This is a genomic window from Stenotrophomonas sp. Iso1 (assembly GCF_027497995.1).
In the GTDB taxonomy this organism is placed as follows: Bacteria; Pseudomonadota; Gammaproteobacteria; order Xanthomonadales; family Xanthomonadaceae; genus Stenotrophomonas.
The window spans coordinates 1,193,583-1,218,556 of sequence record NZ_JAODBT010000001.1; the positions used below are offsets into that span (position 1 = coordinate 1,193,583).

Consider the following 24,974-nt stretch of genomic DNA (forward strand, 5'->3'; position numbering starts at 1 on the left):
TTTGGCCAGCGAGGAAGCTGGCTCAACACAGTCCAAGTCACAAGGAAGCTAGATGAAGTTTTTCACCGTGACGCTGAAGTCATTGGTTCTGGCGTTGGTGTTGACCGTTTCGGCGTATGCCACGGACAAGGTCGATATCAACACCGCCTCTGCGGCGGATCTGGATCGGGTGATGGTGAATGTCGGACCCTCGAAGGCACAAGCAATCGTTGATCACCGACAAGCAAACGGGCCATTCAAGAGTGTCGAGGAACTGGCACTGGTGAAAGGAATCGGATTGAACACGGTCGAACGGAATCGAGACCATATCGAAGTGAGGGCAGGATCAGCCCCCGCCAAGAGCGCCGCCGGGACGGTGGCGGCCAAGCCGATCGAAAGGCGCTGAGCGGAAGGAATCGAGAATTGTGCGGCGCCAGGATGGCAGAGCACACAAGGAACCCAACAAGAGCAGGATGCTGGGGGACAGGCAGGATGCCAACAAGGAGGTACGGTCACCCGCCCGCACATTGATGTGCTGGCGGGTGATTTTTTGTCTCCCATGTGTGGGGACAGCAAAAGGCCCGGGGAAACCCGGGCCTTTTTGCGTCTGGGGCCGGCGTGGGCTTCAAGATGCAAATCTGGGAGCGGGAGCTGGATACGGATCGCGTTATGAGGGGCTCTGTCTGCGGCTGCCTTCCGTTGTATTGGCCTGAGCTGCCAAGTGACCAGGCTGGTGATAAGCCTGGGGTCAGAACACATCAGATCAGATCAGGTTGCGGTCAGATCAAGGCAGGCCAGATCAAGGCAGATCATGGGCAATGCGGGGCAATGCAGGACGGAAGCAGTCCTGACCAGCCTCGGTCCGACCAAGCCGACTTTGATCAGCCCTGATCCGCCTCAATCAGACCGGGTCAGATACGAGCCGGTCCGGCTTGGCCAGGGATCACACCAGGCCGGTTGCGTAGTACACGCCAATGATTGCGAATACTGCCAGGGTCTTGATGATGGTGATTGCGAAAATGTCCTTGTAGGACTGGCGATGGGTGAGGCCGGTGACGGCCAACACGGTAATCACCGCGCCGTTGTGCGGCAGCGTGTCCATTCCGCCTGAGGCCATCGCTGCTACGCGATGCAGCACTTCCATCGGAATACCTGCAGCCTGCGCGTTGGCGATGAAGCTGTCGGCCATCGCGGCCAGCGCGATGCTCATGCCGCCGGAAGCGGAGCCCGTGATGCCGGCCATTGCCGTGACCGATACGGCTTCGTTGACCAGCGGATTGGGGATTGAGCCCAGCGCATTGGCCACAACCAGGAAGCCGGGCAGGGCGGCGATGACCGCGCCGAAGCCGTACTCCGAAGCCGTGTTCATCGAAGCCAGCATCGCGCCGCCGATGGCCGACTTGGTGCCTTCAGCGAAAGCGCTGACCACGGGCTTCCAGGCAAACGCAATGACGCTGAGGATGCCGAGCAACAGCGCGCCCTGCACAGCCCAGATCGCGGCCATCTTGGAGACTTCCTGCACAACGGGCGCCGGGTTGCCGATGACGGCGGGTACGAAGGATTGGGTTTCCCCATAAAAACCGGGAATCCAGCGGGTCAGGAAGAAATTGGCGACGCCTACGAGCAGCAGTGGCAGGATCGCCACCAGCGGGTGGGCCAGCTTGTCGCCGTGGAAAACTTCAGGTTCGTTGCGCAGTTCCTCGCCGATACCGGCATAGCCCTCGCCCTTGGCGGCGGCCGCGCGGCGGCGCCATTCCAGATAGCTCATGCCCAGCACCAGGATCACCACCGTGCCGATCACGCCCAGCCACGGCGCAGCCCAGCCGGTGGTGCCGAAGAACGAGGACGGGATGATGTTCTGAATCTGCGGCGTGCCCGGCAGTGCGTCCATGGTGAAGGTGAAGGCGCCCAGTGCGATGGTGCCGGGAATCAGCCGCTTGGGAATGTTGCTTTGACGGAACAGCTCGGCCGCGAAGGGATAGACCGCAAACACCACCACGAACAGCGACACGCCGCCGTAGGTGAGTAGCGCGCAGACCAACACAATCGACAACATCGCGCGCTTGGCGCCGACCAGCTTGATGGTGGCGCTGACGATGGATTTTGAAAAACCCGAAATCTCGATCAGCTTGCCGAATACCGCGCCGAGCACGAACACCGGGAAATACAGCTTCAGGAAGCCGACCATCTTGTCCATGAACAAGCCGGTGAACATCGGCTGCACCAAGGTCGGGTCGGTCAACAGCACTGCGCCCAGCGCCGCTACCGGGGCGAACAGAATCACGCTGTAGCCGCGATAGGCCACGAACATCAGGAAGCACAGGGCCGCCAGCACGATCAGAAACGACATCCACGACTCCCGGCCAATACGATGCGGCGAGTATCGGGATGTTGGAGTGGATGGCCCACTGTACGAAGGGACGATACGCAGCCGGCTAACGCCTCGTTAACTTGCGCAGCATGGGCGGCATCCTTTTGCCGTCGCGTCATACCCGGGAGGAGGGAGACCAATGAAGCGCAAATATCTGAGCATGGCCATCGGTGGCATTTTGCTGGCACCGGCCGCATTCGTGCAGGCCCAGGAGCAGCAGGCAGTGCCGGCAGGCACCCAGGCCACGCAGCTGGACGAAGTCACCGTTACCGCACGCCGCCGCACTGAATCCATCATGGATGTGCCGGTGGCGGTGAGTGCCTTCGGCGAGGAGCAGATCAAGGATCTGCAGGCGTCGACCGTAGAAGGGCTGCAGGGCGCAGTGCCGAACATGAACATCGCGCAGGGCCGTGGTTCGGCCAATAGCGTCAATGTGTTCATCCGTGGCATTGGCCAGCCCGATGCATTGCAGACGTTCGACCCGGGCGTGGGTATGTACGTCGATGACGTGTACTACTCACGCATCAATGGCGCGCTGTTCTCGCTGTTCGACATTCAGCAGCTGGAAGTACTGCGCGGCCCGCAGGGCACGCTGTACGGCAAGAACTCCACTGGCGGTGCGATCAAGCTGACCACCAAGAATCCGTTCGACAACGACGGCGGCGCAGTGGAAGTCACCGCGGGCGACTACGGCCGTCTGGAAGGTCGTTTCTATGTGTCGGGCCAGTTGAGTGACACCGTTGCCGGCAGCATCGCCGGTGCGAAGATCACCAACGATGGCTACGTGAAAGACGCCGACACCGGCAAGCGTTACAACGATGACGACACCGAGGCGCTGCGTCTGAAGCTGGCGTTCAAGCCCACTGACAATTTCAGTGCGGTGTTGTCGCTCGATACCACCAAGCAGGATGCTGCTTTGACGCTTGGCCGCCCGATGGCGGATCTGCAGCAGCGTGAGTTGAACACCAATACTGTAGTTTCCATCCTTGAGCCGGGTGGAAAGGGAGAGTGGAACCGCCGCGCCCGCACGTCGTTCGACGGTGGCCAGGGCCAGTATCTGAAGCACTCCGGTGCGTCGCTGGCGATGGATTGGGACATCAATGCGCAGTGGACGCTGAAGAGCATCAGTTCCTATCGCAAGCTCAAGACCGAGTCGTACATCGATATCGATGCATCCGAGTACGAGCTGGGCGACGTGCTGGTTGCGATTGACCAGAACCAGAAGAGCCAGGAATTCCAGCTGCATTATGACAACGGCAGTAATCTGCATCTGACTTTCGGCGCGTACTACATGAGGGAGCATGTCCCCTCGTATCAGGAAGCCTATGGCGACGATATCTACCTCATCAGTGGCAAGCCAGCTGGCTTCCTGCGCACCATCGCCGACGACCTGACCACAACCAGTAAGGCCGCATTCGCGCATGCGAACTGGGAGTTTGTACCCAGCTGGACGCTGGCTGCAGGCGTACGCTGGACCAAGGATGAGAAAGACTACGAGCGCACCACCAGCACGTTCTGGACTTCCGAAGGCCTGTTCCTTGGGTTCCTTCCGGCATCGGCACTCAATAGCACGGTCCCGTTCCCGCAGACTTCCGCCTCGTGGACGGCGGTAACGCCGTCGGTCAGTGTGCAGAAGGCTTTCAGCGACAATCTGATGGCGTATGTTTCGGCCAACCGTGGTTTCAAATCCGGTGGTTTCAATGGTCGCGCTAATTCCGCTTTTGACGTGGCGAACGCCAAGTTCGATCCGGAATATGTGTGGACTTACGAGCTGGGCTTGAAGGGCAGCTCGGCCGATCGACGTTTCCGTGGCAGCGCGGCGGCGTTCTACAGCAACTACAGCGATTTCCAGGCGCGCGTGTCCCAGGACGTGGGCACCTTCCCGGTGTTGAACGCGGCCGAGTTGAACATCAAGGGCATCGAACTGGAAGGCAGTGCGATGCTGGGCGAGGCCACTACGCTGAGCGCACAGCTGGGTTGGATGGACGCCAAGTACGACAAGTTCGAGGACTTCCGTCTTGACCCGTCGTACCCGGGCTTCGACCCGAACGTGAATCACAATCACGTGCCGTTCTCGCCGGACTGGACTGCACGTGTCGCTCTGCAGCATGTGTTATCGCTCGGTGACAAGGGCAACCTGACGTTCGGTGGTGATGTTTCCTATCGTGGTGACACCTGGTTGTCGGTGGACAACCGTGACGTGCTGAGCCAGGACGCTTACACGCTGTTGGGTGCCTACGGCGTGTGGGATTCGCCGCAGCTGGTGTGGCAGGCGCGCGCGGGTGTGCGCAACCTGACCGACAAGCAGTACAAGACCGAAGGCCAGGAGTTCGCGAGTGTGGGCAACATCCAGACCGCTTACTACGGCCTGCCGCGTAACTGGTACGTGTCGCTGCGTTACAACTTCTGATCCGTGGGTTGGGGGCTGGTGACAGCCTCCGACAGCAGAACGTTGATGGAAGCCCTTTCTGCGTGATGCGGGGAGGGCTTTCTTTGTTTTGGAGCTGCCCTCACCCCAGCCCCTCTCCCGCACCCGGGAGAGGGGTTCACTGCGCTACGAGCCGACGTATTGCTAGCCCCCCTCCCGTGTACGGGAGAGGGGTTGGGGTGAGGGCAGTCCGTTGCACCAGACAGCGCTTCATCGCGCTGCACTTACTCCGTATCCTGCGGGGTAGCCCTTGGGGAACGTAACTGCATGTTGAGTCTGGTGACCGTGGCGCTGGCCGGCTTGGCCTGGTTGGCCTTGATGTTCGGTGCGGCGCTGTACGGCGAGCGCCGTCCGACGGCATTCGCACGGCATTGGCGACATGTGTACGCCCTGTCGCTGGCAGTGCACTGCACGTCGTGGACGTTCTACGGCACCGTCACTCAGGCGGCGCGCTACGGTTGGCCGCTGCCGCCGACCTTTGTCGGCGCGATCCTGTTCTACGCGCTGGCCATGGGCGTGATGGTGCGATTGGTGCGGCTGGCTCGCGAAACAAACGCGACGTCGCTGGCCGACTTGATCGCCGCTCGTCTGGGGCGCGATGCGTGGCTGGCAGCGACGGTCACATTGGTTGCTGCCTTGGGTCTGATTCCGTACATCGCGTTGCAGCTTAAAGCGGTGGCGATGAGTTTCAGCATGATCACTTCACGTGCGGTGGATGTCGGACAAGGTGGCTCGCCCTGGCACGACAGCGCGTTGTATGTGGCGCTGGCGATGGCGCTGTTTGCAATGCTGTTTGGCGCGCGTCGCGCAGATGTATCCGAACACAATCGTGGCTTGGTGTTGGCGATGGCGGTGGAGTCGGTATTCAAGCTGTGCGCGATGTTGGTACTGGGCCTGTTTGTATGGTTTGGGTTGGATGGCCTGCCTGCTGCACCTCCTGCGCCGCTGGTAGATGCACCGGCAGGTGGCTTCGTGCCGTTGGTGCTGTTGGGTGGGTTGGCGATGTTTCTGCTGCCGCACCAGTTTCACGTCGGCGTAGTGGAGTGCCGCGATCCGGCCGACGTGCGCACCGCGCGCTGGTTGTTCCCGCTGTATCTGGTGCTCATAGCGTTGCCGATCCTGCCGTTGGCGCGCGCGGGCACAGCGTTGCTCGGCAATAGCGTTCCTTCGGACATGTACACGCTGGCGTTGCCTTTTTCTGCCGGCCATGAGGGCATCGCACTGTTTGCGTTCCTCGGCGGGCTCAGTGCCGCTACCGGCATGGTGGTGGTCAGCACGCTGACTTTGAGTTTGATGATCGGCAACCATTGGTTCGCGCCGGGCCTGCTGCGCGGTGCGTGGGCGCGTGCGGGTGGCGGTGACCACCGTCGCGAACTGGTGTGGCTGCGTCGCGTAGGCATCTGCGTGATCATGCTGCTGGCGTGGGGATACAGCCGTTTGATCGGCGGTGGCAACGTGCTGGCGGATATCGGTGGCGTGTCGTTCTCGGCGCTGGCGACATTGGTGCCGGTGCTGGCGTTCGCGATATGGCGGCCGCAGACACCGCCGCGCGCGGCCATTGCCGGTGTGTTGGCCGGCTTTCTCACGTGGGCATGGGTGCTGTTGTTGCCATCGCTGCTGGAGGGCGATGGAAGTACTGCTGCATGGTTGGTGGATGGCCCGTTTGGTTGGCAGTGGCTGGCCCCGGAGGGCTTGTTTGGATTGACCGGATGGACGCCCCTTGGGCGCGCAGTGGGCGCCAGTCTGTTCGTGGGCACGGCGATGACGTTGTTGGCGATGGCGTGGCGTCGCGATACGCCCGACCGGACCAGCCGTAACCTGGACGCTGAAACACTGCGTGATGCCGGCCGTCGTTTTTTGCCGGCGGAGAAAGTGCAGCGTGTGCTGGCCGATGCGCCGCGTCACGGGCCGGTGCCGGCGTTGATCGAGGCACAGTTGGAGCGTGAGTTATCCGCCGTGTTGGGTGCGGCATCGGCACGATTGCTGTTGGATGCAGCCAGGCGCGAAGGCAGCGAACTGGCGACCGTTGCGGCAATCGTCAGTGAGGCGTCGCAGGACCTGCGCTTCAGTCAGCAGGTGCTGCAGGCGGCATTGCAGAACATGAGCCAGGGCATCAGCGTGATCGACCGCGATCAGCGTCTGGTGGCATGGAATCGCCCCTATGCGCGCATGTTTGGTTTCCCGGATGACTTGTTGCAGGTCGGTCGGCCGATCATGGACCTGACACGCTGGGCGCTGGAGGCAATGCCGCAACGTGGCGGCGGTGAGCGCGCGGTGGATCGGCGCCTGGCATTCATGCGTGCAGGGACACCGCATCTGACCGAGCGCGTATTCCCGGATGGCAGCATCGTGGAGATTCGCGGCAACCCGATGCCCGGCGGTGGTTTCGTGGCGACCTTTACCAATGTCACCGAGTTCCGTCGCAGCGAGCGCGAACTCAAACGCAGCAACGAGACGCTGGAACAGCGTGTGGGCGAGCGTACCGCGCTGTTGGAGTCGGCCAAGCGCGAGGCCGAACGGGCCAACGATGCCAAGAGCCGATTCCTTGCCGCCGTGGGGCACGATCTGTTACAGCCGCTGCACGCGGCGCACTTGTTCACCGACACACTGGCGCAGCAGGTGGAATCCACGCAGCAACAACAGTCCATCGTGCAGATACGCGGCGCGTTGGATTCAACCACCGATCTGCTGACCGGCCTGTTCGATATGTCGCGGCTGGAAGCGGGGGGCTTGGTACCGCAACTGCGCGACCTGCCACTGGCCGAAGTGCTGGATCCGCTGGCGTCAGAGTTTCGTGCATTGGCAGCGGCACGGGGGCTGGATTTTCACTACGTGCCGACCCGCATGTGGGTGAATAGTGATCCGCAGCTGTTGCGTCGCGTGCTGCAGAACTTCCTTGCCAACGCAGTGCGTTACACGGCGCGCGGTGGTGTGTTGTTCGGCGTGCGACGCGATGGCAGCAGCGTACGTATTGAGGTGCACGATACCGGTCCGGGTATCGCCAAGAGCGAGCAACGCCGGATCTTCGAGGAGTTCCGCCGTGGTGAGGACACCAGCGGTCAGGGGCTGGGTTTGGGGTTGGCCATTGCCGACCGCATCGCTGGTTTACTGCACGCGCCATTGGGGCTGCGCAGCGACAAGGGCAGGGGCACGGTGTTTTCAGTGACGGTGGCATCGGCGGTTGTGTCGGTGCCGCCGGCCGCATCTGCGATCAATGCGCCGGCCGGCACATCCGGCAACGCGGTGCCGGTGTTGGTGGTGGACAACGATCCGGCAGCATTGACTGCATTGGCTGGCTTGTTGCGGGGTTGGGGCTATGCAGTGGCGGAAGCCTCGGGTGATGCCGAGGCATTCGACGCGATGGAACGACAGCCGGCGATGCTGTGGTTGTTTGACTACAACCTTGACGAGGGCGATACCGGTACCGCGTTGCAGCTACGGTTAGGTGCGCGTTTTGGTGCGCGACCGACGTTGATTCTGAGTGCGGATGACAGCCTTGCCACGCGTCGTGAAGTGCTGGAACAGGGGCTGACCCTGTTGCAAAAACCGGTCCGGCCGTTGGCCTTGAAGTCAATCCTGGATCGTTTGCTGGCAGCGCGAACCGTGGCGCAGAAAATACAATTTTGAGCGTGCGGTTTTTGTCGCGTTGTTTGACTGGAATACAGCGCCGGGTTTGCGAGGGCCGCGGTGTCGTGATTGCAGCATTGCCTAAGGCTTGGCTTTGCTGCGCTTTGGTTTTTTCTTGCCACAATACGCGGCGTGAAGCGCATGCATCACGCCCAATGCGGGGCTGTCGGCCAGTGCGTAGAAAATGGTCTGCCCTTCACGACGGGTGCTGACCAATGCTGCTTCGCGCATCACGGCAAGGTGCTGCGACAGTGCCGACATCGACAATCCCACCTGCGCCTGCAATTCAGTTACCGAGGCTTCGCCATCCACCAGCTGGCACAACACGCGCAGGCGTGCTGGATGGGCAAGGGATTTGAGCAGCTGCGCGGCTTGTTCGGCATGGGCCTGCATCTGCGCGATATCACGAGTAGTCGCATTCATGTGCGGGCGTTGATTGGGGCTTGTGATTTGCAGGCGGTCACTATAATTTAGAAATATCTAAATTACAAAAGCGGGCCTTTTCATGAGCCAGACTTCGCTCCCCACACCACGGGTTGAGGCGTTCTTCGACAAGGACACCGGCACATTCACCTATGTGGTGTACGACCGCGTGGATGGCTCGGCAGCGATCATCGACCCCGTGCTGGACTACGAAGCGGCCGGCGCTTGCATCGCTACGACCTCTGCCGATGCAGTGCTGACCTTTGTGCGCGAGCGGCGGCTGAAAGTGGAATGGATTCTCGAAACCCACGCGCATGCCGATCACCTCAGTGCGGCCGGTTATCTGGCCGATACCCTGCATGCACCCGTGGCGATCGGGCGCGGCATCATCGAGGTGCAGCAGCGCTTCAAGGCGCTGTTTGGCCTGGGTGATGATTTCATTGCCGACGGCCGCCAGTTTGACCGTCTGTTCGTTGACGGTGACAGCTTCAACATTGGCGCGTTGCAGGCGCGGGTGATCGCGACTCCGGGGCATACCGATGACAGCCTGACGTATGTGATCGGCGATGCTGCTTTCATCGGCGATACGGTGTTCGCCGTCGATACCGGCACCGCGCGTACCGACTTCCCCGGTGGCGATGCGCATTGCCTGTATGCCTCGATCCAGAAGATTCTCGCGTTACCCGAAAGCACGCGCATTTTCCTGTGCCATGACTATCCCGGTGGCAAGCGTGAAGCACAGCCGCAGACAAGCATTGGTGAGCAGAAATTGGACAACGTGCATTTGAAGGGCGGCACCGACGAAGCCGCCTTTGTACAGATGCGCCTGCAGCGTGATGCAACGTTGCCGGTGCCACGACTGATCCTGCCGGCCCTGCAGGTCAACATCCGTGGTGGTCGTTTGCCGGAGCCGGATGCCAATGGCATCCGTTATTTCCGTTTGCCACTGGATCAGATGGGGCAGGGGCAATGAGTGGCTGGATGAGCGCGCTGGCAGGAGGTGTACTGATCGGCATGGCCGCAACGTTGTTGCTATGGCTGACCGGCCGCATCGCTGGCATCAGCGGCATTCTGGCTGGTGTGGTGATGCCGCGCAGTGGCGAGGTGGCCTGGCGCGTGGCGTTCTTGCTCGGTCTGGTCGGCGCTGGCGCAGCGTGGATGTGGTGGGTACCGGGTGCGTATGCGCCTCGGCAAGGCTTTCCGCCGTTGCTACTGGTGATTGCCGGCTTGCTCGTTGGTTTTGGTACACGCATGGGTAATGGGTGCACCAGTGGTCATGGCGTGTGCGGCCTGGGCCGGTTATCGCCGCGTTCGTTGGTAGCGGTGTTGACCTTCATGGTCACCGCCATCGTGACGACCTATCTCGTGAGGCATGTGGCATGAGCAGCGCACGCATCACACTGGCAGCAGTGTTGTCCGGTGCATTGTTCGGGCTTGGACTGGCAGTGTCGGGGATGACCAATCCGCTGCGCATCCTCGGCTTTCTTGATGTTTTTGGTGACTTTGACCCAGCGTTGTTGTTCGTACTGGGCGGTGCAGTGTTGACCACGATGGTGTTGTTCCGCTTTGTACTGCGGCGACCGACGCCCGTGTTTGCGGCGCGGTTTCAGATTTCAGATATCCGCACCATCGACCGGCCATTGCTGCTGGGCGCAGCACTGTTTGGAATTGGTTGGGGACTGGCGGGTTATTGCCCCGGCCCGGTGTTGGTCGGGCTGGGCGTGTTGTCACCCGAAACGCTGTGGTTTGTACCGGCGATGATCGGCGGCATATTGCTGCACCGGTTGTTGCGTGGGCGCTGAGTGGTGGAGCGCAGCGATGCTGCGCTGACACCTTGCCGGCAATGCCTGGCCAAGTATGGCTCGGCCTTCCATGAAACGGCTTCGGCACTTCCGGTTGTATCGCCTGGCCATCGATGGATAGCCAGGCGCGTTCTTACTTGGCGTTGAACTTGACGATGGTACTGATTGCCGTTTCGTTGGGAATGGTCTTGGTGTCAGCCCAATCGCCGCCACCCACGCCGAAATCCAAACGCTTCACCGTTGCCTTGCCGGTCAGTACCGGTTGCGCGCCCGGTGCCCAGGTGAACGTGAAGCTGACCGGCTTGCTGACACCATGCAATTCCAACGTGCCATCTGCAGCGAACTGATTGTTGCCCAGTGCACGGAAGCCACTGGCGGTGTAGCGCGCTTGTGCGAAGGAGGCGACGTTGAAGAAGTCAGCGCCCTGCAGGGTGGAATCGCGGTCGCTGTTGCCGCTCTTGGCGCCGGCCAGCGGAATGGTGACATCGAGCTTGGCCGCAGCCGGGTCAGCCGGGTCGAAGCTCAACTGGGTTTGGAAGCCAGGGAACGTGCCGGTGAATACTTCGCCGTCGTATTTGGTGGCAAACACCAGAATCGAACCGGTGCCCGGTGCCTGCACGTAGTCGGCGGCCAGCACCGGCGCGGTAGCCAGCATGCCGGCGAGCGCTGCGGCGACGGCGGCGGGGGAAGAGAGCTTGATGTTCATGCGGATTCCTTCTGGGGGGTGCTGAGCCAACCCTGCGGCAGCATGCGGGTAAGGGTGGCATCACGTTGGTGAATGTGGTGATAGAACGCCGCGCCGGCATGCGCCAGCACCATCAGGATCAGCGCCCAGAAGCCCCACTCGTGGATGGCGTGGGAGACCTGGCTGATCTGGTCGCTGGGCGCAACCAGCTTGGGCATGTCGAACAGGCCAAACAGTTTGAACGGGCGCAGGCCACTGGCCGAGTCGTACAACCAGCCGGACAGCGGGATGGCAAACATCATCACGTACAGCAGCCAGTGCGTGGCCGAGGCGATGCGCTCCTGCCAACTGGGCGTGCCCGGCACGGCGTCTGGTGCACCGGCATACAGGCGCCACAGCAAGCGTGTGACCACCAGCACCAGCACGGTAATGCCGATGGACTTGTGCATGGTGTAGACCCAGAAATACTTGGGTGTCTTGGGGAACTCACCCATGATCAGGCCGACGATGCCCAGTGCCAGGATCAGCAGGGCGATAAGCCAATGGAGTGATTTACTGACGCTGCCCCACCGCTCGTGCGTGTTCTTCAGGGTCATGGCTGATGTCCTTGTTCAAGTTTCAGGGCGGAATCGGCCGCGTCCTGGAGTGTGTCGTCAGTTGGCGCGGGAGCAGCATCGGAAGGCGTGTCAGGAGCTTCGGCGTTGCCATCGCGTACGGCTTCAGCCTCGATGCGCAGCTCGACGCGGTCACCGATGACCGACTTCCATGCGTCGATGCCGAAGTCGGCCCGGCTCAAGGTGGTGGTGGCAGAGAATCCTGCCGTGCGCCGGAACGGCGGTAGCGGGTGGCGCTTGATCGCATTGAGGGTGACGTCGAGCACCACGTCGCGAGTGACACCACGCAAGTTCAGTTGACCAAAGACGCGCGCATGTTGCGCATCAATCGGCTCGACACGGTGGGAGACAAAACGCGCCTGCGGGAAGCGGTCGCCATCGAGTAGATTGCGCGCCAGCGTGGCCTGGTTCCATTTGTCGTCACCCAGATCCAGCCGGCTGATGGGCACCACCACCTCCAGCTGTGCACTGCTCCAATCGTCCGGGTCGAACTGCAGTACGCCTTCGCTGCCCGATACGGTACCCAGTGCCTGCGAGAAGCCTGCATGTTCGATGGCAAACAGCACGCGCGTGTGCACCGGATCCAGCCGGTAGCGGTCCGGGGCAGCACTGGCCGCCAAGGGCAGCAGGCTGAAGGTCAACAGCAGGAGGAGTCGCAGCAAGGTCCGGCTCCGGTAGGGAATGAAGGGGATTCTAGGCGGATGTGGCCGTTGGTTTGTGGTGGTATTGCGCAACGGTTTGTTACGTGGTCGCTCTGCGATCGCTGGGAACTTCTTTGCCCCGCCTTGCTGTGGACGCTAAAGTCGGCCCCTTGCGAGGGGTTGCAGCGTTTTGCGCGCCGGCTCTGGTAGACCAAACGGCAGCGCAGGGAGTGCCGGACGTTGATGAAATGGATGTTGGACTGTACCCGTCTGGGTGTTGTGCTGCTGCTGGCCCTATGGCCTTGCTGGAGCATGGCCTCTGATTTGGCCGAGACGCCCCGGTTGCGCCGACTGGGGGTAGCCGAAGGCTTGCCGTCGCGGATGGTGCTGGCGTTGGCGCAGGATCGCCAGGGGTATGTCTGGGCGGCCACCGACGATGGCCTGGCACGCTATGACGGCAAGGAGCTGCGGGTATGGCGGCATGATCCACAGCGTCCGGGCTCGCTGCCTGGCAATGCGCTGGAAATCATGGTCATTGATGCCCAGGACCGCATCTGGGTGGGCGGTAATGGCGCTGGCCTGGCCATGCTGGATACCGACCGGCAGCAGTTTCAACGCTTCCCCCGCCTTGAGGAAACCTGCTCGCAACAGGTCTGGGCACTGGCAAACAGCGGAACGGATCTGCTGGTTGGCACCAGTGGCACCGGTATCTGCCGGCTGCGTGCCGATGGCAGCGTCGGCCATTACCAACATCAAGCGGATGATCCCCACAGTCTGCCTGACGACACCATTTACTCGCTGCTGGCTGGCAATGGCGGCAAGGTGGTGTGGGTGGGAACGGCATCCGGGCTGGCGCGCTGGGACGCGGCCGACGACCGCTTCACCCGGATTGCCTCCCCATTGCTGGAGGGCAAGGACGTCATCCGCCTTAGCGGCGACCGCAATGGTGGCATCTGGGCAGGCACGAACGAGGGGCTATACCGGGTAATGGACGACGGTTCGGTGCTGCCAGCGCCTTGGCCGGAAGCCGCACAGACACGCGCAGCGGTGGTGCTGCATGACCGCGATGGTGGCTATTGGATGGGCACTGCCAACGGCATGTATCGCGGCGATGCCAAAACGCTGCGGTTGCTGGACGGTGACCTGGGCAGCGGCTTCCTCACCGCGCGCAGTGGCGTACTGGATCTGCTGCAGGATCACGAGGGCGGCGTCTGGATGGCGATGCTGACCCAGGGGCTGGCCTATCTACGGCCGGACTGGACGCGCTTCTCCACCCATTACCAGCTCGACGGGCAATCGCTGGAAAGCCTGTATCTGCTCAACGCCGCCGTGGATGGTGATGGCTTCCTGATTGCCGGGGCACATGGCGTGCACCAGCTTGACCGTGATGGCCGATTGTCATTGCTGGCCGGCGAGGCGCAGTTGGGCAAAGGTAGCAACTGGTCGGTATTGCGCGGGCGAGACGGCGTGGTGTGGACCGGGCGTGCCGGCAGTGTCGGGTTGTATCGGCCTGCCGATGGGCACTTTTCGCGGGTGGACCTGGGCGTGGGCGATGACCCGCAACGCCGTGCTGACCTGATGCGGTTGGCGCCGGATGGCAGCGTGTGGCTGTCGATCATCAACCATGGTCTGCAGCATCGTGCGGCGGACGGCCACCTGCTGGCCGACTACCCGGCCGGCGTGGTACCGGGCTTGCCGGAAAAACTGGTCGAGCAGGTGCGCGTGGATGCATCCGGTCGCTTGTGGATCGCGGGCGGTGCAGGCGTGCTGCGGTTCGAGGACGGCCGCTTCGTGCCGGTGCCGGGGATTGCAGCCGGCATGGTGTACGACTTCGCTTTTGCCGCGGATGGTGGCCTGTGGGTGGGCCGTGAAGGCCTGCTGGAGTTCTACCAGCCACAGGGCAGCGGCTTCAGTCTGAAGCGCAGCTTGGGCGCTGCTGATGGCGTGCCGGCGGTATCGATGGGTGGGTTGGTGCTGGGTTGTTCGGGCCAATTGTGGGCGACCACCCCGCGCGGCCTGGTGTGGTGGCAGCCGCAGGGCGAGCGCCTGCAGGTGCTCGATGAGAGTGACGGGCTGCCGGATGTGGAGTTCACCAGTCGTCCACCGGCACACGCCGGTTGCGGCAATGCCTTGGCTGTCTCAGCCACCGGGCTGGTGGGGTTCAATCCGGATGCGGTGGTTGCTGCCAACGCGATGTCGCAATTGGTGATCGACGCGGTGCACGTGCGGCGCAATGACGCCGCGCAGGAACAGAGCCTTGCGGGTGATGTGATTCAGTTGGGGCCGGATGATCGCGACCTGCGCGTCACCGCACGGTTGCTGTCCTATGCCGAACCCAAGCGCCATCGTTTCCGCTTCCGTATCGAGGGCTACGACCAGAACTGGGTTGATCTGGGCAGCGAAGGCGAGCGCATCCTCTCGCGCCTGCCGTCGGGCAGCCATCTACTGGAAGTACAGGGGGCTGTGGCCGATGGCGCATGGACGCCGTCGCAGACGCTGACCATCGACGTAGCGCCACCTTGGTGGCGCAGCGCCTGGGCCATCGCCGCGTATGTGCTGTTGGCGCTGCTGCTGACGACGGCAGCCGTGCTCGCCTACCGCCGTCGTGTGCAGCGTCGCAGTGAATGGCAGTTGGCCATCCACAAGCACGAATTGGCCGAACAGGCATCGTTGGCCAAGACCCGCTTCCTGGCCACCTTGGGGCACGAAGTGCGCACCCCGATGACCGGCGTGCTGGGCATGAGCGAGCTGTTGCTGGATACCGAACTTGACCCACGTCAGCAGCGCTATGCCAGCGCCATTCAACAGGCGGGTACGCACCTTCTGCGGTTGGTCAACGACGCGCTGGATCTGGCCCGCATCGAGTCGGGGAAGCTCGAACTGGAGAACCACCCCTTCGATCTGGGCCGTGTGCTTGAAGATGTGATCTCGCTGATGGCGCCCATGGCCGAACGCAGGGGCCTGGTATTCGAGCGTGGCGAGCCGTTCGCAACACCGGTGCGTGTGCGCGGTGATGCGATGCGGCTGCGGCAGATCGTGATGAACCTGCTGGGCAACGCCATCAAGTTCACCGAGCAGGGCAAGGTGGGTTTGTCGGTCACGCTGCGGCCCGACAACACAGGCATCGAGCTGGTGGTGAGTGATACCGGGCCGGGCATCAACGAGGAGCAGCAGACGCGCTTGTTCCACCGTTTTGAACAGGCCGAAGGGCCGCGCACAGCATCACGCTACGGCGGCAGCGGTCTGGGTCTGGCCATCTGCCAGGAGCTGGCGATTGCGATGGGCGGTGGCATTACCCTGGAAAGTCGGCTGGGCGCGGGTGCCCGCTTCGTGGTCGCGCTGCCGTTGCCCTGGGAAAAGATTGCCGAGCAGGATGCATCGACCGAAGGTGTCGAGCCGGCGATAGGCCACGCATTGAACGTATTGCTGGTCGAAGACGATGCCACCGTAGCGCAGGTCATCAGTGGCTTGCTCAGCGTGCGCGGCCACAATGTGGTGCATGCACCGCACGGGCTGGCGGCCCTGACCGAAGTGGCGGTGCATGAATTCGATGTCGGCCTGCTCGACCTGGACCTGCCCGCGCTCGATGGCCTGGCGTTGGCCCGGCAGCTGCGCAGCCAGGGCCATGAATTCCCGTTGATTGCGGTGACAGCGCGTTCGGACGCCGAAGCCGAGCGGCTGGCGCTGGAAGCGGGCATGGATGGTTTCCTGCGCAAACCGTTGACCGGGTTGCTGTTGATGAATGCCATTGCCCACATACTTGCGCGCAATCGCAATGCCCAGACTCGGGCGGCTGCGTCCAATACCAGCGTGCACGGGAGTGAAGTTTGATCAAAGGGATTGTCGGCAGCGCATTGGCCTGCCTGCTGTTGTTTGCGCAGGGTGCCGGGGCGGAAGTGCCGGCGACACCGCAGCCGCGTCAGCTCACCGTGGCTGACGGCCTGCCGTCGAGCAACATCAATGCTTTTGCCGAAGATCACACCGGCTACCTGTGGCTGGGCAGCCGGGACGGCCTGGCACGTTATGACGGCCGTAATTTCCGCATCTGGCGTGCCGAGGATGGTCTGCGTGACAACCAGGTCTGGAGCCTGCATGTGGATGCGGCCAACCGCCTGTGGATAGGCACACAAAGCGCCGGGCTGGTGATGCTGAGCGCCGACCGTCGCAATTTCCGCTTCTACGACAAGCAGCATTTCCCGCAGATCAACAGCAATACGGTCTGGGCAATCACGTCCACACCCGATGGCAGCGTGTGGTTTGGCACCTCTACCGCTGGCCTGTATCGGCTGGACGCAGACGGGGCCATCCAACACTTCATGCCGGTTCAGGACGATCCCAACAGCCTGCCCGCCGTAGCCGTGACCTACCTGGTGACGATGGCCGATGGCAGTTTGTGGGTGGGTACCAAGGGTGGGTTGGCGCGCTGGACCGGCAACGGCTTCGAGCGCATCGGTGCGGGCGTGTTGCCCTCGGACCGCATCAACGGATTGAAGGTCGATCGCCAGGAACGATTGTGGATAGCCACCAACGCCGGGCTGGTGGTGCGCCAGCCCGATGGACGTTTCGAACGTGCGTCCTGGTCCGGTGCCGGTGCGCAGGACGTGTTCAACATGCTGGAGTTCTCGGCCGACGGCAGCTACTGGCTGGATACCGTGGACGGGCTGGGCCGTATCCGCAGCGGTGCCGTGCGCAACGTGCCGCTGTACAGCATGCAGGAGCGTGGGCTGGTCAAACCGAACTGGACCAGCGCTTACGAAGACCGCGAAGGCGGGCTGTGGTTTGCCAGTACCAATGCCGGGCTCTGGCATCTGCCGCCCAGTTGGCGCCAGTTCTCGGTGTTGTCACGGCATCAGGACGACCCCGCCTCGTTGCGTAATCCCTACGCCATGGCGCTGGCAGCATCGGCCTCCGGCGGCATCTGGGTGGTGGGTACGCGTGGCGCGCTGGATTGGTTTGATCCGGCAAACGGCGACGTGCGGCATCACCTGGAAAGGGTGAACGGCAGCAACTGGCCGCAATCCCTGGCCGAAGATCCACAGGGGCAGGTGTGGGTCGGCAGTCTGGACGAACTGGTGCGTTACAACCCGCGCGACCAGAGCGTGCGTCGTTGGCGCAGTGATGGCTCACACGATGCGGCAATGCTGGGCGATGCCGACATCATCCGCAGTTGCAACGGTGGCCACATCTGGGTGTATTCGGAAGATGGTGGCATGCAGCAGCGCGATGCCGATGGGCAGGTGCTGCTGCACGTACTGCAAGGGCAGTCGGGCTTGCCAGCCGCGCCGGTCGAGGAGATGCAGTGTGGCCCACACGACAACCTGTGGCTGGCCACCGGCTCGGGGCTGTTGGCGTGGCACCCTGAACAAGCGCGCTTTGTGCAGGTGCCGGGCGCACCGACCGGGCGGGTGTCCACCTTCAGCGTTACCGACAGCGGTGTGGCCTGGGTCGGCACGCTGGGGCGGATGGAAAGCTATCTGTGGGATGGGCAGCGCATGGTGTTGTTGGACACCGTGGGTGCCGACCGTGGCTTCCCGATGCTGGCACCCAGCGGCCTGGTGGTGGATGCGCAGGGCGTGGCCTGGGCGATCAGCCCGCGTGGCCTGATCCGTATCGACCCGGCCAGCCGTTCGGTACGTCTCTATGGTGTGCATGACGGCCTGCCCGGGCAGGAATTCCGTCGGCGCTCACTGGTGCAGGCGCGCAGCGGTCAATTGGCTGGCGGTACGCCCGACGGCGTGGTGTTGTTCGACCCGGCCTTGGTCAAGCCGTCCACCCGGCAGCCGCCTCTGGTGATCGAGCGGGTGAGCGTGCGTCGTGGCGACGGCGAGCAGGACCTCACGCATGAGCCCATGTTGCTGATCCACGAAGGCGACCGCGACCTGCGTATCGTCGCGCGGCTGCTGTCCTTTGCCGACTCGGCGACCAATACCTACCGTTTCCGTCTGACCGGTTATGACACGGACTGGGTGGAAGTAGGAGCGGCCGGCGAGCGCGTGTTTTCGCGACTGGCGCCGGGGCGTTATCAGCTGGAAGTCCAGGCGGCGACATCGGACAACGTCTGGTCGAATGCCAAGATCCTGAGCTTCCGCGTGCAGCCGCCATGGTGGCGCAGCGCGGGCGGTCTGGTGGTTTTCATCGTGTTGGGTGTGGCGCTGTTGTTGTGGGGCGCCTGGCTGTACCGGCGTCGTCTGCGTCGTCGCAGCGAATGGCAGTTGGCGCGTCACAAACACGAACTTGCCGAGCAGGCATCGCTGGCCAAAACCCGCTTCCTGGCCACGCTCGGCCATGAGGTGCGCACCCCGATGACCGGCGTGCTGGGCATGAGCGAATTGCTGCTGTCCTCAAACCTGGACGAACGCCAGCGCAGTTACACACAGGCGATCCGCCGTGCTGGCGAGCATCTGTTGCGATTGGTGAACGACGCGCTGGATCTGGCGCGTATCGAAGCGGGGCGCCTGGAGCTGCAGGTGCAGCCGTTCGACCTGCAGCAACTGCTGGACGATGTACGCGGCTTGATGGAACCGTTGGCGCAACGTCGTGGCTTGCAATTCAATCTGGAAAACACAGCGCCGCCGCGCACGCGCGTCAATGGCGATGTGCTGCGATTGCGGCAGATTCTGCTCAATCTGGTAGGCAACGCCATCAAGTTCACCAGCGAAGGCGCGGTGGGCTTGCGCGTGTTCGCTGACGAGGACGGCAATCGCATCGGCTTCGATGTCTGTGACACCGGGCCGGGCATCAGCGAGGAGCAGCGCAAACGTTTGTTCCGTCGCTTTGAACAAGCCGATGGCGCACGCACTGCGGCGCGTTACGGCGGTAGCGGGTTGGGCTTGGCTATCTGCCATGAACTGGCGGTGGCAATGGGCGGCGTTATCGACCTGGACAGCACGCCGGGCAAGGGCAGCTGCTTCAACGTCAAGCTGCCGCTGACCTGGGATGTGGCGCCGGAGTCGGGTGCCGATGGTGGTGGCGCAAATGCATGGGGCACGCTGCCGCCACAACGGGTCTTGCTGGTGGAAGACGATGCCACCATCGCTGCGGTGATCCGCGGCCTGCTCGAAGTGCATGGTCACTCGGTGGTACATGCCGCACATGGTCTGGCAGCGTTGGCCGAGGTGTCGAGCATGCCCTTCGACGTCGCGTTGTTGGACCTGGATCTGCCGGGAATCGATGGTTTCGGCGTGGCACTGCAGCTGCGCACGATGGGCTATGAGATGCCCCTGATTGCGGTGACCGCACGCTCGGACAGTGAAGCCGAGCCGCAGGCCCGCAAAGCCGGTTTCGATGATTTCCTGCGCAAGCCCGTTACCGCGCAGATGTTGCTGGAGGCCATCGCGGGCGTGCTCGATGCCCAGCGTAGGCGCCAACAAGGCCTGCCGCCGCGCACATGATTTGCCGGCGTCCCGGGCGCAGCGGGCCGAGGGGTGAGATGGTGCTGCGCCTGAAATGCGGCGTGGCTATTCCGCCACTTGTTCCACCGCGCGCGGGTGCGGGCGGCTCTCCGGCAACTGCCAGAACACCAGCGTCGAACTCAATGTGATTGCACCCACGCAGATGAAGGTCGCATGCAATGCTGCCGTCGCGCCGTGGCCCACGATATGTGTGCCGAACGTCGCCAACAGGCTGCCAGCAGTGGCGGCGCCAAAGCCGGTGGCCAACATCATCACCATGGACAACAGGCTGTTGCCGCTGCTGGCTTGTTCCATGTCCAGATCGCGCAGGGTCACGGTGTTCATCACGGTGAACTGCATGGAGTTCACTGCGCCAAAAATGGCCAGCTGCACCAACTGCAACCACAACGGGTGATGCGCGTTGATCAGCGCGAAACTGGCCATCGCCAAGCCCACGCAGACCGTGTTGATCATCAGGATGCGGCGGTATCCAAAGCGCATGACCAGCGTCACTGCGGCACGCTTGGCGGCCATGCCAGCCAGTGCTACCGGAATCATCATCATGCCGGCAGTCATCGGGCTCATGCCCATACCCACCTGCAGCAGCAGGGGAATCAACAACGGCATCGCACCGCTGCCGATGCGCGAGAACAAGTTGCCAAGAATGCCGATGCGGAAGCTGGCAATGTGGAACAGTGTCAGCGAAAACAGCGGCTCGCGGCTGTTGGCCGCATGCAGCCAATAGCCGACCAGCGCAGCGATGCCAATCACCGCGAGCAGGATCACCAATGCCTGTGCCGAACCAACGGCCGACACACCGTCCAGCGCCAGCGACAGCGCCACCATGCCGAACGCCAGCATCAGGTAGCCGGCCAGATCGAAGCGGTGTTTTCGCTGGGCGTAGTGGTCGGGCATGATCCGTAGCGCCGCGATCAGGCCGATCACACCAATGGGCAGGTTGATCAGGAAGATCCAATGCCATGACGCCACTTCCACCAACCAACCGCCGAGCGTCGGCCCCAGCAATGGGCCGATCAAAGCGGGGATTGCGATGAAACTCATCGCCGCCAGGAACTGATCGCGCGGCACCGTGCGCATCACGGCCAGGCGCCCGACCGGCAGCAGCATCGCGCCGCCAATACCCTGCAGCACACGCGACGCCACCAGCCATTGCAGCGTCGGCGACAAGGCGCAGGCCAGCGACCCAAGGGTGAACAGAATGATGGCCGCAAAGAACGTGCGGCGCGTGCCGAAGCGGTCGGCGATCCAGCCCGAGGCGGGAATGAACGTTGCCACGGCCAGTGCGTAGCTGAACACCACCGACTGCATCTGCAGCGGGCTTTCACCGAGGCTGCGCGCCATCGCGGGCAAGGCGGTATTGACGATGGTCGAATCCAGCATCTGCATGAAGATGGCCAGTGACACCAGCCATAACAGCGGCTTGTGGGTATTGCTGGCGGGCAGGGGGCTGGAAACGGAGGGGGGCATCAGGGCAGGTCACAGGATTGCAGGCCGCTATTGTCCGCCCCGCCGTGTGCAGATGTTGCGTAGATCAGTCGCCGCCACTGACCTCGTACATTGAACGTGCTGGGGAGTCCGGGTCTGCGCGCAGCCAAACGGTGTGGTTGAGCTCGCCGACGATCATCGACCAGGCTTCACCGTCGTAGGCCATGGTGCAAGTCCGCACAGCCATCGGGTTGAGCTGCAGCATGGGCTGGCAATCGCGCTCGATCACGGGCCGCAAAACGTTGAGCAACTGGGTGATGGGGGCATCCACCACAAGGCTCTGGCGGATGTGCCTTTCGCCCATGCCTTCGTGATAACCAATCACCGGTAGGCCTTGCAGCGTGGTCGCAGCGGGTTTGAACGTGGCCTGGGCTTCGTAGGACAGGTAGGTTTCGCCGTCGTCGAAGGTGGTGACCTCACAGGACTTCAACGTGAGCCGATCAATTACCGGCTGCCAACGGGGTGACAGCTCAGCCAGTTTCACCATGCGCAACTGTTCGCAGCGTTGGGGGAAATCTTCAACGTCAGGGTTGAAGATCACCAGACGCTGGATCTGTTCGTTCGTCGCCAGGGTGGGGAAATCGTTGCGCTGCAATGGCAGCGGTTTGGTCGCTGCATCGCCGGCCTGTGCCGGGGCGGCGACGGTGATCAATGCCACCAGTGATGACCGCAGGACGGTATGGATGAGCGGCATGGCTTCCCTCCTTGGAACTGCCAAAACCGGGCGAGAGTGCAGCCCTCACCCGGTAATGGGGATTCAACGGCGGCTGAGGCGGTGCACCGCGTCAACCAGCACCGCGACGTGGTCGGGGTTCATGTCTGGCGACATGCCGTGGCCCAGGTTGAATACATGGCCTTCGCGCGAGCCGCCATTGCCGGCCGCGTAGCTTTCCAGAACCTTGCCGACTTCGCGGGTGATCGCTTCGGGCGAGCCGTATAGCGTGGTCGGGTCCAGGTTGCCCTGCAGTGCGACCTTGCCCGCAGCGGCGCGGGCGGCGTCTTCCAGGCTGATGGTCCAGTCCACGCCGATGCCTTCAGCACCACTGGCGGCAAGCTCGGACACGTATTGCCCCGTACCCTTGCCGAACAGGATCAACGGCGTGCGCTCGGCACCTTCGCCACGCTTCAGTTCGGCGGCGATGCGGTTGAGATAACGCAGCGAGAATTCGCGGTACATGGCCGGGCCGAGCACGCCGCCCCAGGTGTCGAACACCTGCAGCGCCTGTGCGCCGGCCGCGCGCTGCGCGGACAAGTAAGCGATGACCGCATCGGTCACCACGCCCAGCAACTTGTGCAGGGCTTTGGGCTCGTTCAGCGCCATGGCCTTGATGCGCGCGAAGTCCTTGCTGCCGCCGCCTTCGATCATGTAGCAGGCCAGCGTCCACGGGCTGCCGGAGAAACCGATCAGCGGTACCTTGCCGTCCAGCTCGCGGCGGATCAGGCGCACGGCGTCCATCACGTAGCCCAGTTCGGTTTCCATGTCGGGCACGGCCAGCTTGTCGACGGCGGCGACGTCACGGATCGGGTGCTTGAACTTGGGGCCTTCGCCATCGACGAAGTACAGGCCCAGGCCCATCGCGTCCGGCACGGTGAGGATGTCCGAGAACAGGATGGCCGCATCCAGATCGAAGCGCTCCAGCGGCTGCAAGGTCACTTCACAGGCGACTTCCGGGTTTTTGGCCATGCCCAGAAAGCTGCCGGCACGGGCGCGAGTGGCGCGGTACTCCGGCAGATAACGGCCGGCTTGGCGCATCAGCCAGACGGGGGTGCAGTCCACGGGCTCGCGGCGCAGGGCGCGCAGGAAGCGGTCGTTGCGAAGTGGGCTGGTCACGAAAAACTCCTGGATAGGGAACGGCGCCGGCCGCGTCGTGCGGCCAGGGGAGGTGCCGATCAGGGTTGTTGCAGGCCGCTGGTGAACATCACCTGGAAGCCGCGTTTGATCTGTGCGTCCCGGCCTTTCTCGAAGGCCTGCTGAGCTTCCTGCTGCTGCAGGAACAGCTCCCGGCGCAATTGCACACGGCCGCCGATCTGCCCGCTTTCACGTTGCAGCTCCCAGCCGCCGAGCAGATCCGGCACCAGGGTGAGCTGTACATAGCGGGGGGCTTCGTTGCCGCTGGGCGGCTGTTGCAGTAGGACGCGCATGGTGGAGATTGTAGCCGTTGCGGGCAATTTGGGCCGCTTTTGGCCCGGAGCATGCAAGGCTTGCTCCTGCTTGGCCGCCCTCTGCGCCCGTGGCGGAGGGGAGGGGCGAAATGTGCCATGGCGCGGCTTTGACGCGTTTGTGCCGCCGGCGAAGACGTGGGGCGGATATGCGCTGGCTCTGCTTTAGGCTTTGCGTGTCCCTTGCTTGCGCTGCAGGCGCAGGGGAGATTTGGGACGGGGTCGTCCCTGCCATTTCACCCTAAACGCAGTACTTCCAGCACCGCGGCCTCATCCACATCCGGCACCACTTCGGCCTTGCCAATGCCGCGCCACAGGACCAGTCGCAAGCGGCCGGCGATGTTTTTCTTGTCCAGGCGCATGTGCGCTAGCAGGGCTTCCGGTTCCAGCCCCACCGGAATGGCCACCGGCAGGCCGTAGCTCAACAGCAGGTCGCGCAGCGTTTCGGTATCGGCCGCTGCGGCCATACCGAGCGCCGCCGACAACCGGGCTGCCAACACCATGCCCACCGCCACGGCCTCGCCATGGTTGAGGTTGTCGTTACCCGGCGCGCCGTAGCCCTGCGCGGTCTCGATGGCGTGGCCGAAAGTGTGGCCCAGGTTGAGCAGGGCGCGTTCGCCCTTTTCCAGTGGATCGCGTTCGACGATCTCAGCCTTGTGCTCGCAGCTGCGTGCGATGGCCTGGGCCAGGGCGGTGTCGTCACCGGCCAGCAATGTTTCGCGCTCGGCCTGCAGCCACTGGAAGAACAATGGGTCGCGGATGGCGCCGTACTTGATCACTTCGGCCAGGCCGGCGCGTAGTTCGCGGACCGGCAAGGTGCGCAACGCGCCGGTATCGGCAATCACCGCGCGCGGCGGATGGAAAGCGCCGACCAGGTTTTTGCCCTGCGGGATATCCACCGCCGTCTTGCCGCCGACTGAGGAATCGACCATCGCCAACAAGGTGGTGGGGAGCTGCACGCAGTCCACGCCGCGCATCCAGCAGGCCGCGGCAAAGCCGGCCAGGTCGCCGACCACCCCGCCGCCCAGCGCCAGCACGCAGGCATCGCGGGTAGCGCCCAGCGAGGCCAGCGCGTTGATGGCACCGCTGAAGTTGTCCAGCGTCTTGGAGGCTTCGCCGGCGGGGATGATGTACTGGCCGATCTTCAGATCCGGGCGCGCGGCCTGCAGCGCCTCACGCACGCGCGCCAGGTACAACGGCGCGACGGTGTCATCGCTGGCCAGCAGGACATGGCGGCCACGGATGGCGCGAGCCAGCAGCTCGGCTTCGGCCAGCAGGCCCGGGCCGATATGAATCTGGTAGGGGAGTTCGCCGCCAACGGCGACGGTGCGGGGGGAAGCGGTCATG

Annotated in this window: 18 protein-coding genes; 8 read left to right on the top strand and 10 right to left on the bottom strand. The window is 63.2% G+C overall.

Going from position 1 to position 24,974, the window contains the following annotated elements; all coding sequences use genetic code 11:
* Nucleotides 1-52 precede the first annotated feature (52 nt).
* The gene (locus PAN08_RS05150) at nt 53-385 is read left to right on the top strand and encodes a helix-hairpin-helix domain-containing protein (protein ID WP_269790417.1); all 333 of its coding nucleotides are present in this window, start codon (nt 53-55) and stop codon (nt 383-385) included.
* Between the two features lie 537 nt (nt 386-922).
* On the opposite strand, the gene PAN08_RS05155 is transcribed toward PAN08_RS05150, so the two are convergent.
* Complete coding sequence (locus PAN08_RS05155) at nt 923-2,329, bottom strand: GntP family permease (RefSeq protein ID WP_269790418.1); 1,407 nt, start codon at nt 2,327-2,329, stop codon at nt 923-925.
* Between the two features lie 160 nt (nt 2,330-2,489).
* On the opposite strand from PAN08_RS05155, the gene PAN08_RS05160 reads away from it, so the two are divergent.
* Together PAN08_RS05160 and PAN08_RS05165 are read left to right on the top strand one after the other, a co-directional pair.
* A complete protein-coding gene (locus PAN08_RS05160) occupies nt 2,490-4,760 on the top strand; it encodes a TonB-dependent receptor (protein ID WP_269790419.1) in 2,271 nt (756 codons plus the stop codon).
* Nucleotides 4,761-5,045: 285 nt separating this feature from the next.
* Nucleotides 5,046-8,405, top strand: coding sequence for a PAS-domain containing protein (locus PAN08_RS05165; RefSeq protein ID WP_269790420.1), 3,360 nt, complete (start codon nt 5,046-5,048; stop codon nt 8,403-8,405).
* Nucleotides 8,406-8,486: 81 nt separating this feature from the next.
* Here PAN08_RS05165 and PAN08_RS05170 read toward each other — a convergent pair whose 3' ends face one another.
* Nucleotides 8,487-8,828, bottom strand: coding sequence for a metalloregulator ArsR/SmtB family transcription factor (locus PAN08_RS05170; RefSeq protein WP_269790421.1), 342 nt, complete (start codon nt 8,826-8,828; stop codon nt 8,487-8,489).
* Nucleotides 8,829-8,910: 82 nt separating this feature from the next.
* On the opposite strand from PAN08_RS05170, the gene PAN08_RS05175 reads away from it, so the two are divergent.
* Genes PAN08_RS05175 through PAN08_RS05185 form a run of 3 tightly spaced genes read left to right on the top strand, consistent with a single transcriptional unit; the run spans nt 8,911 to nt 10,630 of the window.
* A complete protein-coding gene (locus PAN08_RS05175; RefSeq protein ID WP_269790422.1) occupies nt 8,911-9,801 on the top strand; it encodes an MBL fold metallo-hydrolase in 891 nt (296 codons plus the stop codon).
* Nucleotides 9,798-10,211: a YeeE/YedE family protein gene (locus PAN08_RS05180; protein ID WP_269790423.1), complete on the top strand. Its 414-nt coding sequence runs from the start codon at nt 9,798-9,800 to the stop codon at nt 10,209-10,211. Before PAN08_RS05175 ends, PAN08_RS05180 begins: the two co-directional genes overlap by 4 nt.
* Nucleotides 10,208-10,630 (top strand): DUF6691 family protein, encoded by a 423-nt coding sequence (locus PAN08_RS05185; protein ID WP_269790424.1) that lies wholly within the window; start codon nt 10,208-10,210, stop codon nt 10,628-10,630. Before PAN08_RS05180 ends, PAN08_RS05185 begins: the two co-directional genes overlap by 4 nt.
* A gap of 133 nt (nt 10,631-10,763) precedes the next feature.
* Here PAN08_RS05185 and PAN08_RS05190 read toward each other — a convergent pair whose 3' ends face one another.
* The 3 genes from PAN08_RS05190 to PAN08_RS05200 are packed head-to-tail and all read right to left on the bottom strand — an operon-like array spanning nt 10,764 to nt 12,591.
* Nucleotides 10,764-11,336: a YceI family protein gene (locus PAN08_RS05190; protein WP_269790425.1), complete on the bottom strand. Its 573-nt coding sequence runs from the start codon at nt 11,334-11,336 to the stop codon at nt 10,764-10,766.
* Entirely contained in the window at nt 11,333-11,911 is a 579-nt protein-coding gene (locus tag PAN08_RS05195; protein WP_269790426.1) for a cytochrome b, read from the bottom strand. Before PAN08_RS05195 ends, PAN08_RS05190 begins: the two co-directional genes overlap by 4 nt.
* Nucleotides 11,908-12,591 (bottom strand): YceI family protein, encoded by a 684-nt coding sequence (locus tag PAN08_RS05200; RefSeq protein WP_269790427.1) that lies wholly within the window; start codon nt 12,589-12,591, stop codon nt 11,908-11,910. Before PAN08_RS05200 ends, PAN08_RS05195 begins: the two co-directional genes overlap by 4 nt.
* A gap of 222 nt (nt 12,592-12,813) precedes the next feature.
* Here PAN08_RS05200 and PAN08_RS05205 point away from each other — a divergent pair, with 222 nt between their 5' ends.
* Both PAN08_RS05205 and PAN08_RS05210 read left to right on the top strand, forming a co-directional pair.
* Nucleotides 12,814-16,401, top strand: coding sequence for an ATP-binding protein (locus PAN08_RS05205; RefSeq protein WP_269790428.1), 3,588 nt, complete (start codon nt 12,814-12,816; stop codon nt 16,399-16,401).
* Complete coding sequence (locus PAN08_RS05210) at nt 16,398-19,961, top strand: two-component regulator propeller domain-containing protein (protein ID WP_269790429.1); 3,564 nt, start codon at nt 16,398-16,400, stop codon at nt 19,959-19,961. The genes PAN08_RS05205 and PAN08_RS05210 overlap by 4 nt, the downstream gene beginning before the upstream one ends.
* Nucleotides 19,962-20,027: 66 nt before the next feature.
* Here PAN08_RS05210 and mdtD read toward each other — a convergent pair whose 3' ends face one another.
* The 5 genes from mdtD to aroB all read right to left on the bottom strand — a co-directional run bounded on the left by mdtD (nt 20,028) and on the right by aroB (nt 24,973).
* Complete coding sequence (mdtD, locus tag PAN08_RS05215) at nt 20,028-21,449, bottom strand: multidrug transporter subunit MdtD (protein WP_269790430.1); 1,422 nt, start codon at nt 21,447-21,449, stop codon at nt 20,028-20,030.
* A 64-nt stretch (nt 21,450-21,513) separates the two neighbouring features.
* Complete coding sequence (locus PAN08_RS05220) at nt 21,514-22,161, bottom strand: hypothetical protein (RefSeq protein ID WP_269790431.1); 648 nt, start codon at nt 22,159-22,161, stop codon at nt 21,514-21,516.
* A gap of 63 nt (nt 22,162-22,224) precedes the next feature.
* Complete coding sequence (gene hemE / locus PAN08_RS05225) at nt 22,225-23,298, bottom strand: uroporphyrinogen decarboxylase (RefSeq protein WP_269790432.1); 1,074 nt, start codon at nt 23,296-23,298, stop codon at nt 22,225-22,227.
* A gap of 59 nt (nt 23,299-23,357) precedes the next feature.
* The gene (locus tag PAN08_RS05230) at nt 23,358-23,609 is read right to left on the bottom strand and encodes a hypothetical protein (RefSeq protein WP_057632297.1); all 252 of its coding nucleotides are present in this window, start codon (nt 23,607-23,609) and stop codon (nt 23,358-23,360) included.
* A 254-nt stretch (nt 23,610-23,863) separates the two neighbouring features.
* Nucleotides 23,864-24,973 (bottom strand): 3-dehydroquinate synthase, encoded by a 1,110-nt coding sequence (aroB, locus tag PAN08_RS05235; RefSeq protein ID WP_269791173.1) that lies wholly within the window; start codon nt 24,971-24,973, stop codon nt 23,864-23,866.
* Nucleotide 24,974: the final 1 nt, after the last annotated feature.

Coding starts and splice junctions, on each gene's coding strand:
- PAN08_RS05150 (WP_269790417.1), top strand. CDS start 53: ATGAAGTTTTTCACCGTGACGCTGAAGTCATTGGTTCTGGCGTTGGTG.
- PAN08_RS05155 (WP_269790418.1), bottom strand. CDS start 2,329: ATGTCGTTTCTGATCGTGCTGGCGGCCCTGTGCTTCCTGATGTTCGTG.
- PAN08_RS05160 (WP_269790419.1), top strand. CDS start 2,490: ATGAAGCGCAAATATCTGAGCATGGCCATCGGTGGCATTTTGCTGGCA.
- PAN08_RS05165 (WP_269790420.1), top strand. CDS start 5,046: ATGTTGAGTCTGGTGACCGTGGCGCTGGCCGGCTTGGCCTGGTTGGCC.
- PAN08_RS05170 (WP_269790421.1), bottom strand. CDS start 8,828: ATGAATGCGACTACTCGTGATATCGCGCAGATGCAGGCCCATGCCGAA.
- PAN08_RS05175 (WP_269790422.1), top strand. CDS start 8,911: ATGAGCCAGACTTCGCTCCCCACACCACGGGTTGAGGCGTTCTTCGAC.
- PAN08_RS05180 (WP_269790423.1), top strand. CDS start 9,798: ATGAGTGGCTGGATGAGCGCGCTGGCAGGAGGTGTACTGATCGGCATG.
- PAN08_RS05185 (WP_269790424.1), top strand. CDS start 10,208: ATGAGCAGCGCACGCATCACACTGGCAGCAGTGTTGTCCGGTGCATTG.
- PAN08_RS05190 (WP_269790425.1), bottom strand. CDS start 11,336: ATGAACATCAAGCTCTCTTCCCCCGCCGCCGTCGCCGCAGCGCTCGCC.
- PAN08_RS05195 (WP_269790426.1), bottom strand. CDS start 11,911: ATGACCCTGAAGAACACGCACGAGCGGTGGGGCAGCGTCAGTAAATCA.
- PAN08_RS05205 (WP_269790428.1), top strand. CDS start 12,814: ATGAAATGGATGTTGGACTGTACCCGTCTGGGTGTTGTGCTGCTGCTG.
- mdtD (WP_269790430.1), bottom strand. CDS start 21,449: ATGCCCCCCTCCGTTTCCAGCCCCCTGCCCGCCAGCAATACCCACAAG.
- PAN08_RS05220 (WP_269790431.1), bottom strand. CDS start 22,161: ATGCCGCTCATCCATACCGTCCTGCGGTCATCACTGGTGGCATTGATC.
- PAN08_RS05230 (WP_057632297.1), bottom strand. CDS start 23,609: ATGCGCGTCCTACTGCAACAGCCGCCCAGCGGCAACGAAGCCCCCCGC.
- aroB (WP_269791173.1), bottom strand. CDS start 24,973: ATGACCGCTTCCCCCCGCACCGTCGCCGTTGGCGGCGAACTCCCCTAC.